The 13,043-nt window shown below is 40.4% G+C and carries 13 protein-coding genes; 12 read left to right on the top strand and 1 reads right to left on the bottom strand.

The features are described from left to right. The first annotated feature begins 140 nt into the window (after positions 1 to 140). The 3 genes from UYC_RS0133375 to UYC_RS0133360 all read left to right on the top strand — a co-directional run bounded on the left by UYC_RS0133375 (position 141) and on the right by UYC_RS0133360 (position 2,105). Entirely contained in the window at positions 141 to 899 is a 759-nt protein-coding gene (locus UYC_RS0133375) for an acyl-CoA desaturase (RefSeq protein WP_235083009.1), read from the top strand. A gap of 233 nt (positions 900 to 1,132) precedes the next feature. Further along, positions 1,133 to 1,462 carry a pentapeptide repeat-containing protein gene (locus tag UYC_RS0133365; protein ID WP_016876727.1) on the top strand — a complete coding sequence of 110 codons (330 nt, stop codon included), beginning with the start codon at positions 1,133 to 1,135 and terminating at the stop codon, positions 1,460 to 1,462. Positions 1,463 to 1,619: 157 nt separating this feature from the next. After that, the gene (locus UYC_RS0133360) at positions 1,620 to 2,105 is read left to right on the top strand and encodes a globin family protein (RefSeq protein WP_016876726.1); all 486 of its coding nucleotides are present in this window, start codon (positions 1,620 to 1,622) and stop codon (positions 2,103 to 2,105) included. Between the two features lie 346 nt (positions 2,106 to 2,451). On the opposite strand, the gene UYC_RS0133355 is transcribed toward UYC_RS0133360, so the two are convergent. Beyond that, positions 2,452 to 2,712 carry a hypothetical protein gene (locus tag UYC_RS0133355; protein WP_016876725.1) on the bottom strand — a complete coding sequence of 87 codons (261 nt, stop codon included), beginning with the start codon at positions 2,710 to 2,712 and terminating at the stop codon, positions 2,452 to 2,454. 455 nt (positions 2,713 to 3,167) lie between these two features. On the opposite strand from UYC_RS0133355, the gene UYC_RS0133350 reads away from it, so the two are divergent. The 9 genes from UYC_RS0133350 (at position 3,168) to UYC_RS0133305 (ending at position 13,015) form a co-directional block, all read left to right on the top strand. Next, positions 3,168 to 3,569, top strand: a complete 402-nt coding sequence (locus UYC_RS0133350; protein WP_016876724.1) for a fasciclin domain-containing protein — start codon at positions 3,168 to 3,170, stop codon at positions 3,567 to 3,569. Positions 3,570 to 3,857: 288 nt separating this feature from the next. Continuing rightward, positions 3,858 to 4,364: a response regulator gene (locus UYC_RS0133345; RefSeq protein WP_016876723.1), complete on the top strand. Its 507-nt coding sequence runs from the start codon at positions 3,858 to 3,860 to the stop codon at positions 4,362 to 4,364. A gap of 260 nt (positions 4,365 to 4,624) precedes the next feature. Then, positions 4,625 to 5,005 carry a photosystem II assembly protein Psb34 gene (gene psb34 / locus UYC_RS0133340; protein WP_235083008.1) on the top strand — a complete coding sequence of 127 codons (381 nt, stop codon included), beginning with the start codon at positions 4,625 to 4,627 and terminating at the stop codon, positions 5,003 to 5,005. 94 nt (positions 5,006 to 5,099) lie between these two features. After that, positions 5,100 to 5,297 (top strand): NblA/ycf18 family protein, encoded by a 198-nt coding sequence (locus tag UYC_RS0133335; protein ID WP_016876721.1) that lies wholly within the window; start codon positions 5,100 to 5,102, stop codon positions 5,295 to 5,297. 135 nt (positions 5,298 to 5,432) lie between these two features. Beyond that, on the top strand, positions 5,433 to 6,224 hold the full coding sequence (locus UYC_RS0133330; protein ID WP_016876720.1) for an LmeA family phospholipid-binding protein: 792 nt from the start codon (positions 5,433 to 5,435) through the stop codon (positions 6,222 to 6,224). A gap of 320 nt (positions 6,225 to 6,544) precedes the next feature. After that, on the top strand, positions 6,545 to 6,889 hold the full coding sequence (locus tag UYC_RS0133320) for a hypothetical protein (RefSeq protein WP_016876718.1): 345 nt from the start codon (positions 6,545 to 6,547) through the stop codon (positions 6,887 to 6,889). A gap of 625 nt (positions 6,890 to 7,514) precedes the next feature. After that, a complete protein-coding gene (locus tag UYC_RS0133315; RefSeq protein WP_016876717.1) occupies positions 7,515 to 10,712 on the top strand; it encodes an ELWxxDGT repeat protein in 3,198 nt (1,065 codons plus the stop codon). Between the two features lie 614 nt (positions 10,713 to 11,326). Then, entirely contained in the window at positions 11,327 to 12,067 is a 741-nt protein-coding gene (locus UYC_RS0133310) for a hypothetical protein (protein ID WP_016876716.1), read from the top strand. A gap of 192 nt (positions 12,068 to 12,259) precedes the next feature. Continuing rightward, positions 12,260 to 13,015: a peptidylprolyl isomerase gene (locus UYC_RS0133305; protein ID WP_016876715.1), complete on the top strand. Its 756-nt coding sequence runs from the start codon at positions 12,260 to 12,262 to the stop codon at positions 13,013 to 13,015. The last annotated feature ends 28 nt before the right edge of the window (positions 13,016 to 13,043 follow it).

Below are 13,043 nucleotides of genomic sequence, written 5' to 3'. Positions count from 1 at the left end.
TGTTATCAAGACAAGAATATAAAATAGATATTTTAGGCAATATTCCTTTTATATCAATTCATATTAGTAGCCTATTAATTTTTTGGGTGGGTTTTAGTTGGCCTGCTCTCATTACATGCCTCACACTTTGGTTTATACGGATGTTTGGGATCACAGCAGGATACCACCGTTATTTTTCACATCGCACTTATAAAACAACGCGTTGGTTTCAGTTTATTCTTGCTGTTTTAGGCAATTCCTCAGCTCAGTTAGGCCCGTTATGGTGGGCAGCGCGTCATCGTCATCACCATCGCTGTGCAGATACAGAACAAGATATTCATTCCCCCATTGTTCATGGATTCTGGTGGTCGCACGTTGGCTGGGTGATGTGTCCTAAATATTCCAAAACAGACGAAAAGCAAGTCCGAGATTTTGCACAATATCCAGAGTTGCGGTGGTTAAACCGTTTTCATATGACTGTTCCTATTGTGCTAGCAATCATTTTAACTGCGATTGGTATAGTGTTTCAATTGTGTATCCCTCAGCTAAAAACGACGGGGTTACAAATGCTTGTGTGGGGATTTAGTTTAAGTACTTTGCTGCTTTATCACACTACTTTTACAATTAATTCACTTTCTCATATCTTTGGTTATCGTCGTTTTAACACAACAGATAGTAGTCGCAATAATTGGTTTTTAGCTCTAATTACTCTCGGCGAAGGTTGGCATAATAATCATCATTATTATCCTGCTTCAGAACGGCAAGGCTTCTACTGGTGGGAAATAGATGTTACTCATTACATTCTGAAACTACTTTCATGGCTAAGAATCGTTTGGGATTTAAAAACTCCTCCCAGAAAAATCTACGATCGTTATGTTTTCAATACTCACAACTCAAACGTCTCAAATTATCAAAATTGATGATAGTAGTGTCCATTAAAGAACAACCTTCTCCCTTTCATTTACGCTTGCTTTATAAAGTTGTTAGTATGACTGTGTTTGGCTTTAATAATAGTCGGCAAGCAGTTGAGGAGATAATTCCCTGTACTTCACAGTGTTCTTTTAGACTCCAATCGGCTGAACAATGAGAGTATAAAAAGATGCGATCGCAAAGAGTGAACTTGTGATGTTACAGTGGCACATTGTGGATTATAATGAACAAACATAGCGACAACGCTACACGTTGCGAGGCAACCAATATGGATGCCAATGAAGTTTTGAGGCAATATGCAGCTGGGGAAAAAATTTTTAGAGAAGCAAACTGGAGAGGGATTAGTTTAGCTAAAGCAAATTTGAGTGGGGTAGATTTGACTGGGGCACACTTGAGCAACGCAGATTTGAGCGACTCAGATCTAAGCGATGCTAATCTAAACTGGGCTGAACTCAAAGGAGCCAATCTAAGCAGGGCTAATCTCAGAGGAGCAAAAATGCTTAATGGGAGAATGCACAACGATCGCTTAGAGTCTGTCAATTATTTTGGCTAATACCTAACAATCAATCTGCCATTTGTGAGCGGTATCGTTAATCTAAAAGCACCGCTCATCGCCAGATGCTACACTGCACCGTTTGCAGAGCCGGGTTCAAACTGCAAACAATTTAATCGTTTCAGATAGACCTAAATTTAATTTCAGGAGTTTGTTAATGAGTATTATTACGAAGATGATTGTGAATGCAGATGCCGAGGTTCGCTATCTCAGCCCTGGAGAACTGGATCAGATCAAGATTTTTATTAAGAGCAGTGAGCACCGTCTACACCTTGTGCAAATTTTAACTCAAAGCCGCGATCGCATTATTAAGCAAGCTGGAAACCAACTCTTCCAAAGGCGTCCCAGCCTTATTTCTCCAGGTGGAAATGCCTACGGCAACCAGATGACTGCCACCTGCCTGCGGGATATGGATTACTATCTGCGCTTGATCACTTACAGTGTTGCGGCTGGAGACGTTACGCCAATTCAACAGATCGGAATCGTTGGTGTTCGCCAAATGTACAGATCCCTCGGCACCCCTATTGACGCCGTTGCCGAAAGTGTCCGTGCCATGAAGAACATCACTAGCTCGATGTTGTCTGGAGAAGATGCGCTTGTTGTTGGCACTTACTTCGACTATCTAATTAATGCTCTCCAGTAGACAACAGGAATTACTTCAAGAGCGATGTCTAGCCACAAGCCGCTCCGCGTCTACGCGCGTCACAACCCAGATAACCGATAGTCTTGCCTAAATTCTGGAGATGGGGTTTGAGGACTGTTGACTCAAACCATTCGACCTTAGTTTACTGAGACTGATTGAACTGGGAGCATCTCATTTTTTAAGGTAGTTCAAACAGACAATAATCCGTTGGGGTAGACACAGCGACGGGCAAGGACTTGAGGTACATTTTTCCGCTTCCACTGCGCTCCGGAAATCTTAGTTCGATTCAACTTATTTCCATGTAATACTTGCTAGGGCAGTATTCTTAGCAATCTACGATGTTGCTTTATCTTAATTCAACATCTTGCTCAAAAACCAAGATCAAATCATTTACGGTTTTTTTGTACTGAAAACCATAATCTAATAAAGCTTGCTTTAAAGTTTCCAACTGAGATTCTTCGATTTTATTCTTGAGCGCTATCTCAATAGCTTCTTTATTGACTGTAAAACTAAAAAAGTCTTTAAACTGGCTATAATCCCAGTTTAATTTTCTGGCTGCATTTAACTCAATGGCTGCTAATGTATCATTAAATTTATTTGTAACCATAACTTTGTCTCTCGCATGAGCTTAACTACATTCTAACAATCCAACAAAGAAAAATTAAAGGACAATATTAATGCAGAGCTAAGAAAGACTGCAAGATATTTTATTTTATTTATTTTATATTTAAAAAATCAACCTTTTGATAAATGTATAGAAGAAAATTATAGAGTAGCAGTTTATAGTTTTCTAAAAGCTCACAGGATACAAGTTGGGTAACTGGAAGAACATACTATCTCTATAGCAATAACCTTCCATTTTAATTTTAGTGATAATACTGTTGTATTTACTGAAGCATAATTTGAGATGATAAGCTTGCAATTTATTTTAAAAATTGGAATTTTTATATTAAAAACTATACAACTTATACGCTAATCAAACGCTTGCTCAAACATGATATATGACAACAGGGTGCCATACTAAACCTTGTTAACAGATTCCACGCTCGCTAAGTGAAATACATGGCTGACATTGTTGATACTGCTGTTAATGCTGGTTCTTTCAGCACCCTAGTAGCTGCGGTCAAAGCTGCTGGTTTGGTAGATACTCTTAAAGGAACTGGACCATTCACCGTTTTTGCACCCACTGATGAGGCGTTTGCAAAGCTTCCTAAAGGTACAGTAGACGCATTGCTTCAGGACATTCCCAAGCTCAAAAAAATCCTGACCTATCATGTTGTTTCAGGCAAAGTGATGGCGGCGGATGTGGTGAAGCTGAAATCGGCTAAAACGGTTGAAGGTGAAGATGTGAAAATTGACGCTTCTAATGGTGTCAAGATAAACAATGCCACAGTCACAACACCAGATGTTGCTGCTGATAATGGTGTGATCCATATCATTGATACAGTGTTGATTCCTGCGTAAGCAAACGCTTAGATAGGAAATAGTATCTATGGGGCAGTGGCTATTTCTATTTATAGTCACTGCTCCACAACTTTTTGGATGTTTTTAGTAAAAGAATATAGAAGGAATTCAGATCTGAAACTTTCCTTACTTTTCATGTCGAAGTTAACCAAATAACCCCAGAAATCAAACAGCAACTTGTCATGCTGTAGGGAAATCAATAAGACATCAGTTACCTTCCAGTTAACTCTTGTTTAAGCGATCAACTTTTTACAACCACTTGCACGTGAAATTTTGATTGGAGTTGCGATGTATACAAGTAATGAATTTCCTACTAATTTTTCATCCCTCCAAGGGCTGCGAGTACTGGTTGTAGACAATAATGTCGATTTCTGCGATTTGATTGCGCTGCTGCTGCAACTCTATGGTGTGGAGGTGCAAAAAGCGTTTTCAGCCCAGCAAGCTCTGGAAATATTTAGGCAGTGGCCACCTGATGTCCTCGTGAGTGATATTGCTTTGCCAAAGGAAGATGGTTATGCCCTAATTCAACAAGTGAGAACCAACGCGGGAGAGCGAGGGGAAGTAGTGCTAGCCATTGCTGTGACGGGCTATGTCAATGAAAAGATGCTTCAACATGCTCTGTGTGCTGGGTTTGATCTGTGGTTCACCAAACCTCTGGATCTGGATGAGTTTGTTGCTGTGCTTGCCACTTTAGCGATTTGCCAACAGTCTTCATACGCGATCGCTCAACAGATTTTAGGTCATGTTCCTAGACATAGTGATTTAAATCCTGAAAATATCAAGCTCTATTATTAGCAATACTATTGCTGAATCTTGGGTGCAACATAGATTTGAAGATTGATAGACAAGACCCCATATGAGTTGCAACACAATTTTTGGAGCTTTTATAAAAGTAAAGATGTTATCAATCAAATAAAAGATAATAATATCACAAGTATCTCAACCTCGTGAATCTCGTAAATAATTCGTTATAATAACTATATAGAACTTTACATGAGGTCACGCCCATGCGCTACACCGATAAAGAAGGGAAGACCCTCAACCTTGATGATTGTATGACTGTTGACAGCTTCTTTATTGAAGCTGAAGTGTACATCTGCGAGCCATTGGAAATGCATTTCAACAAAGAAGGAGAGTTAACAGCAGGAAAGAAACCGAAGAAAGCAATTGCACATCTTCGTAGTGATGGCAGTGAACTGATCCCCGCTGAAGTTCAAGCGCGTAGGCACAGAGACGGCAGTCAATTGCTGAATATGCCTCTCGCAACTGGCTACACATTAGATGATGAGGGAATGATCAATAACTACGCAATTCAGCCTGGTATGTCCTTGGCAGAGTATCCCTCACCAGAACAGCAACAGCGCTACATCTTCCAAGGGGCAGTAGCTATCCTGTTTGTTGCTCTGACACTGATGACTGCATTTGCTGTCAGCTAGGTGTAACAATAGCTAGGTATTTAGGTTCAAACTTAAGATATCTAGCTAGGATTGACTCTCTAATTTTCGTCCCAGTTTGGTACAGGAGCCAGCGATGAATCAGCCCATCAAATTATCTTTAGAGCAAGAATTTAGCATCCGTTGCTTTGCCGACCAAGTACAGCATATGTCCCGTGAACAAGCCCACGAGTTTTTACTCATGTTGTATAAGCAGATGATTATTCAGGATATAACGTACCAGCAATTGCTGAAACATGAGTGGAGGCTAGATTCAGGCACCGTCTCTAGCTAAAGCTTGGTCATTTTATTGTTGTTTACAATGCCAGAAAACGAGGCCAAACCCTGCTAGCATCAATGCTTGATTACCTCCTCAACTAGCTCCCTGGCATCCATATTGAGCCGAAGAAGTTTTGTGGAGGAAACCTCTATGTTTGGCAGTCGTAATGATTTAACTAATCCCACTCGAAGCGATTGGGGAGAGCGCTTACTCAACACTGTTGCTAGCAAAACGATTCGTTACTTATTTACTCAAAGCGAGTCAGTAGAAGTCTTTGTCCAATGCCACCCTTCCAGTAAACTCTTGCAAGGCAGCATCGATGGCTTCAAAATGAGTGGTCGTGGGCTTGTCATCCGCAATGATTTCAGGGCAGAAGAAGTGTCTTTTCAGACTGATGCGGTAGCAATTGACTTCAGCAGCGTTTTGAGCGGCAAACTCACTCTCAAGCAACCTACCCAAGCTGTGGCTCAAGTCATCCTTTCAGAAGCAGGCATCAACCACGCTTTCAAGGCGGAACTGGTGAAAAAGCGTCTGGTGAATCTCTCCCTGCCTGCCTTATCCGACATATCTACCAGTGAGTTGGTCTCTTTTGAAGCCATCCAGTTAAAGTTGTTGCCCAACAATCGGGTGCGAATTTGGGCTAAGGCAGACCTAAGCAACGGCGAACTAGTGCCAATCAGCCTGAGTGCAACCATAGCCATTGAGCGGCGACGCCGCCTTGCTTTCTACGATCCGAAGTTTGAACCAGACACCGTACCAGAATTTCAACGGCACATATCTGAAACTCTGAGCGTCGTATTAGCTCAAGTTTTGGATTGCATGGTTGATTTGGATCGCTTTGATCTCGATGGCATTACGATGTGGCTCAACCGATTAGAAACTCAAGGTCAACAGTTGATATTCAGTGGCTATGCCCAGATCGAGCGTATCCCTGCTAGCTAAAGCTAACATTACGCTTTTTTACACATCTCAGTCGGGCGACATATAACCTTAATATGCCCCTTAGTAGAAGTTTATAAAGATGTTGAGTTCTGAAATTGAGTTAAGTCTGGATGAGAAAAGATAGAGTAGAACCAATTATTTTTGTCTAGTTATAAATAGTCAAGAAAATAAACCGCACAAAATGATGAGAAAAATATTATGACTCTTTTAAAAATCGAAGATTTTGATCACAACTATTGTAAAAGTTTTGATGCCAAGGATAGCGAGACTCCGACCTGTATAGCAACACCAAAATTTGTTAACTTAACCCAAGAGAACTAATGTTAGACTTCAACACCTTGACCGAATTCTCAAGCACTTACTGTATTGGCATTTGTGCTTTTCTAATTCCAGCCAACCTGCTTGCTACCTCATTGACAATAATTTTTACACTGTTGCATCGTCCGGCTGTTCAGGTCTGGCAAGCTGCTGGAATTGCCAATATCTTTGCTTTACTCATGATACTGCATGTACTTGCTTGGTTCATGATTGGAGTAGTTATGGCTCCTACATACATTTTGTTGGGTTTGGCAAGTATCTGTCTATTAGCGAATTTAGGGGCAATTCTTAGACATAGACGCTTTGTGAGAGCTTATAACTACAATACAGTTTATACCTGTATTTAGCTTGGTTAATAGGCAAGCTAAACTTAATGTATTTAAAGACTCTAAATTTTAGTAATCTAAGTTAATCAGCGTGTATCTTACTCTCCAGCGAGTGGTATGTTGAATACACCATTCAGTCTCAGCGAGGGATACAGTTTATTGGAGTGCGCCCTTGCGGGTTCCCAACACAGTGGCTCCTCTGTAGGCGACTGCGTAGACGCGCTTGACGCGGCAGAGTACCCGTACTGCAAAACACAGAACTCGTAGAGTAAGGCTTCCCGTAAGGTATTGCGGCTCCTGTTCATTGTGCGAACAGACTTTAGCATCACTTAGAAATCATGGTGGGCTGCTTGCCTACCTCAGTTGTAACGAAAAAGCGTAATTACTATCTTTGATATCTTCTTCGTATTTTTGTGCCTTGGGGGAAACTTCTACAGACACATTTTTTTATGTAGTTCAAAAAAGTGATCGCATCTATATTTTTTTGTCGAACTTAATTTTTATTTAACAAGAAATGCGAGCTTAGTACTTAAGAGACTTATGTATAATTTGTATTATTTGTAGCTTGATGTTATTTTCCCATATTTTTTTGGGAACTCTACATACGGAAAACTTGATGGAACTATAGATAGACATGATGAAGAATATGACAAGTGTTATTTTCATCGACTCCGCAGTTAGCAATTACGAAACACTACTGCAAGGTGTTGTATCAAATATTCAAACTTATGTTATTCAACCTGAGCAAGATGGTGTAGCGCAAATTACTCAGATATTATCTCAGCACTGTGGAGTGGAAAGTGTCCACATAGTTTCTCATGGCGCACCGGGGCGAGTTTACCTGGGAAATAGTGAATTGAGCTACGAAACGCTCAACCACTATGCTGAACAATTAATAAACTGGACAGATGCCTTGAGTGCCAATGCCCAACTGCTGCTATATGGTTGTGAAGTAGCACAAACGGAAGTTGGCAGAGAATTTGTACACCGCTTGAGTGAAATGACTGGTGCAGTGGTGGCAGCATCTGACGATCGCACTGGCAATGCTGCATTAGGTGGTGACTGGGAACTGGAAGTCAGCACAGGAAATTTGACTGAGAAATTGGTGTTTATTCCCGCAACACTGGCAGCTTATGATGCAGTCCTCGCTGTACCATCTTTAGTGAAGAACATTAATCCCACTGGTGGTTCCTCTCCTGCCGAATTGATCAACATCAACGGTACACTGTATTTCGTTGCTAATGATGGAACCAACGGTTTGGAGTTGTGGAAGAGCGATCGCACCACTGCTGGCACAATCTTGCTCAAGGATATTAACACGACTGCTGGTTCTGGTTCCTTGCCAGCCGAATTGCTCAACATCAACAGCACATTGTATTTTGTTGCAGATGATGGAACTAACGGTTTGGAGTTGTGGAAGAGCGATGGTACTGCTGCTGGCACAATCTTGCTCAAGGACATCAACACGACTGCTGGTTCCGGTTCTTCTGCGGCAGAATTAACTAATGTCAACAACACGCTTTATTTCGTCGCTAATGATGGAACCAACGGTTTGGAGTTGTGGAAGAGTGATGGCACAGCTGCTGGAACTGTTCTAGTCAAGGACATCAATATAATTCTTGGTTCTGGTTCTTCTGTTGCGGAATTAACCGATGTCAACGGCACGCTTTATTTTGTTGCTGATAATGCTGCCAATGGTTTGGAGTTGTGGAAGAGTGACGGCACTGCTGCTGGCACGATGATGGTGGCAGACATAAACATGACTGGTGGTTCCTCTGCTGCGGAATTAACCGATGTCAACGGCACGCTGTATTTCGTTGCAGATGATGGTACCAATGGTTTGGAGTTGTGGAAGAGTGACGGCACCGCAGCCGGCACGATGATGGTGAAAGACATCAACACGACTGCTGGTTCCGGTTCTTCTGCGGCAGAATTAATCGATGTCAACGGCACGCTTTATTTTGTTGCAGATGATGGCACCAATGGAAAAGAGTTGTGGAAGAGTGACGGCACTGCTGCTGGCACGATGATGGTGAAAGACATCAACACGACTGGTAGTTCCTCTGCAGCAGAATTAACCGATGTCAACGGCACATTGTATTTCGTTGCAGATAATGGCACTAGCGGTTTGGAGTTGTGGAAGAGTGATGGTTCCACTGCTGGAACTGTCCTAGTCAAGGATATTAACCCAATGGGTGGTTCCTCTCCTACCGAATTGACAAATATTAACGGCACACTTTATTTTGTTGCCGATAATGGCACTAATGGAAAAGAGTTGTGGAAGAGTGATGGCACTGCTGCTGGAACCATGATGGTGACAGACATAAATATGACTGGTAGCTCTTCTCCCTCTGACTTGACTGACGTCAACGGCACGCTGTATTTCTTTGCTGATGATGGTACGAATGGAAAAGAACTGTGGACTTTACCCCCCAACCAAGCTCCCACTGATTTAACATTAAGTGCTACTAAAGTGGATGAGAACGTAGTTGCAGGAACAGTTATTGGTACCTTCAACACTACCGATCCAGATCAAGACACCAAACACATCTACACCTTAGTCTCAGGAACAGGCGATACTGACAATAGTGCATTCATTATTGAGGGTAACAGCCTTAAAATCAAAGCTTCTCCCGACTTTGAAACCAAGTCTGCTTACAAAATCCGCGTTCGCACTACCGATCCAGGCGGGCTTTTTTATGATAAGCAATTGACTGTTGACGTGAACGACCTAAATGATACAATTCCCATTCAGACTACGGTAACTACGTCGTTCTTTGTCAAGATTTCTGAGGATTCTTTATCTATCAAGAGTAAAGTTAAGGCTGATAAAGTCAAAATCTCTATCAAAGTAAAAGAGCACAAGTTTAAGAATGCTTGTGAAATAGGAGTATACACCGTTGACGATGCAGAAGGTAGGATTAACGGTATTGCTCCGGGAGCAGCAGGTTACATCGAAGCAGCATTAGAGCGAGCCAAGGTGCTTTTCTCCTCAATTGCTAATTCCCCTAATGGTTTTAGTACCACTGACCTGACAAATCTGCTGCAATTCAACTCTAACGCAAACCTGAAATTTTTCTTAGTACGCAATAGCAGTATTGAAGCTGTATTAACTAAGAAAACAGCCATTACAGACGTATTGTTTTCCTCTTCTGAGAATTTCCAACTGGAAACTTCGGAGGATGAAGGCTTCTTTTTAAAGTGGAAAGGCTCTTTCAACAGCACATCTAGCGAGTTTGAACAACTGACGCTAAAAATTAATACTACAGATGAAGATTTACCCTTGGGTACAGATTTACAAGGAAAGCCTGAATGTGAACTAATTGATTTACGTCAAGTCAGTGTCAATACTAAGGTTAAGGCTGAATTTTTTGTCAACAGAGAAGCTGCTTTCAATAATTTTGTCGGCTTTTACCAGATATCTGATGATAAAGGAGGTATTGATACCAATGGCGATGGTACTATTGACCTGCGTCCAGGAGATGCTGGTTATATTAAAGCAGCGGTAAAAGGACGTATTGCTGGTATCGACTTAAAGGTAAACAACCAAGCAGCAGCTAATTTTTCCAGTTCTTTCCAAGGTGGTTTGCTGTTTGCACCATTCATTATTGTTAACGGCACACCTGATGATATGTCTGATGATGATGATGACGATACAAGTGGTGATGACTTGAAAGTTTACTTCCCATTCTTAAATGGAAACTCTGACAAAGTAGATCATATTCGCTTGTTGGGTAGTAACATCTTTGGATTTGAGGATCAAGCAGGAGGGGGCGATCGCGATTTCAACGATCTGATCGTCAAGGCAAGTTTGAGTATACAGACAAATGTGACTGTTGCCTAGTACATGAATACCTAAGTAGAGACGTAAAGGCTTTGCTCAGTTTAGGCATAAAGCCCAATAACTCAAGGTGGGCACTGCCTAACTTTCCTCAAACCCTTATTTTTACGTTGTGGGCAGTTCCCACCCTACAAAAGCCTCCTACCAACAGCCACTAAGCAGCAGCCACAAAACCCTCGTTACCAGGTTGAACCTGGTAACGAGAAATTAGAGCAATCTGGCTCTCTCAAGTTTTTTTGTTTTGACTAGCTTAGTTAAGATTAAGTGAAATTACTGTAGACACAGTTCTAAATCAAACAATAATCTAAAAGCCATCCCTTGTCTGCTAGCAAAAAATCATCAATTTTACTGAAATTAAATTTATATATAAATGTGAATTAGAGACTAGGGACAAGAGGTGTTCATAATTTTGTTGTAAGTTCAATTTTTTGTAATTAAAAATATATAAATATTTCGGCAAAAATACTTATATTAACTCTATTTAAGCGCTTAATTTTATTAAGAGTTTAGTAGAATAATGCAACATCTTTTAAAACTATTAAAATTAAAAAAATCTATATTTATATCAATCTTTAGATTGAAGAATTTAAGATTGAAATCTTAGTTGGAGTTGAAAAATGCATACTACATTAAGCACTCAGTTATTTTCTAATATAGAAGCAAGAACTATAGAATTTGAAGAAGTATCTATAGAGTTGGTGAGTAATCAATTTCATTCGACAAGCCTCCAACCTGATTTTCTCAAAATGAGTGGAATAATTCCTATCGATTGGGAATTACAAAAACAGCCAATCGTGACAGTCGGTGTGGTTCAACTAGTATTTCAAAATGGAGTTTCTATTTTTACTAAACTTCATAGCATTACTTTTAATGAAAGAATAAATGTTAAAAATTGCAAGCAATTGAAAATCTTAGAACTAATTCACAATTTAATCGAAAAGCTACCCTATGTTGACTACCAAAGTATCAGTATTAATCCCAAAATTCTGATGGGTTTTCCTAATACCAAAGATACAGGAAGACAATTTATTGTAGAGAGATTAATTACGGCTGGGCCTTGGTTTACTTTGGGTATAGCTCCTGTACAGGCATCGATTAACTTCTTCTATCAATTGGAACGGTGTAAGTTGGTAGTGAATTTACATGAAGCGCAAATTCAAAAACCTGAAATACCGCTGATACCAGCTTTGCTATTCTCTGGCAGTTTTCACTATGAATTAGCTAGTTATCTTGTTCAGGAACGAAAGCAGCAGCTGCAACTACTGCTAGAAAATTGGTCAAAAGATTTAGAAGATTTTCGATTCATCGTTAATTACAGATTTTTGGGTGAGCAAGATAGTGTCTTTCCAATATCATAAATGGGGCGTAACACATTTAGTATAAATATCTCTTTTCTGTAGTTGACAGAAAGCTTTAGTTTGGACTGTGTGCAACACCAGATGCACATCTTGTACCTAAGTGCAATTATGTTTTTTTAACCTAAGTTTAACCTTCTCTAACTAATTGGTTTGAGAAAATTTACCAAATTGGCAACCTCTTTGAAAAGTTTTATGTCTCCAGTTCTGCAAGTAGGCGATCGCATACTAACTGCCACAGAAGTTTTACCACTGCTAGCAGAATATCAATTGCTACCGCAGCTAGTAAAAGAAATAGTCATCAACCAAGCAATAGCAGAAATTGAGTGTACGCAACAGGAGATGAAACTTGCTTGTCAACAACTAGCACAACAATATAAACTTACTTCCGATGCGACATTTCAGCTTTGGTTGCAGCAAAATAACATGAGTGCCAAGCAGTTTGAAGCGCTAGCTGTTCGGCAATTAAAACTAGAAAAATTCAAACAAATCAACTGGGGAAAAGATTTAGATGCTTATTTTGTCCAACGCAAACCTTTGTTAGATCGCGTTGTTTACTCTCTGATTAGCACGTCTGATATAGGCATTGCCCAAGAGCTTTACTTTCGTATACTCGAAGGAGAGCAGACTTTTACCCAAATGGCAAGAGAATATGCACAAGGCCCAGAAAAAGAAACAGATGGTTTAGTTGGGCCTGTTGAGTTACAAGCACTTCACCCAATTTTAGCGAAATTATTATTAGCGAGTCAACCACAACAATTATTACCACCTACTCAAGTAGGCGATTGGATTGTAATCGTTCGCCTAGAGAAGTTAGTACCAGCAAAGTTGGAATCTTCAATGCATCAGCGGTTACTCAACGAACGTTTTCATCAATGGTTGCAAATGCAAATTTCAGCACAGAATTGGCAAATTCATCAATCTGAAATGGTTGCTGTCGCTCATCGTTAATAGTTAATAGCTAATAGTTGATGGTTAT

The organism is Chlorogloeopsis fritschii PCC 6912 (genome assembly GCF_000317285.1).
Taxonomy (GTDB): domain Bacteria; phylum Cyanobacteriota; class Cyanobacteriia; order Cyanobacteriales; family Nostocaceae; genus Chlorogloeopsis; species Chlorogloeopsis fritschii.
This window is presented reverse-complemented; position numbering and strand designations above follow the sequence as displayed.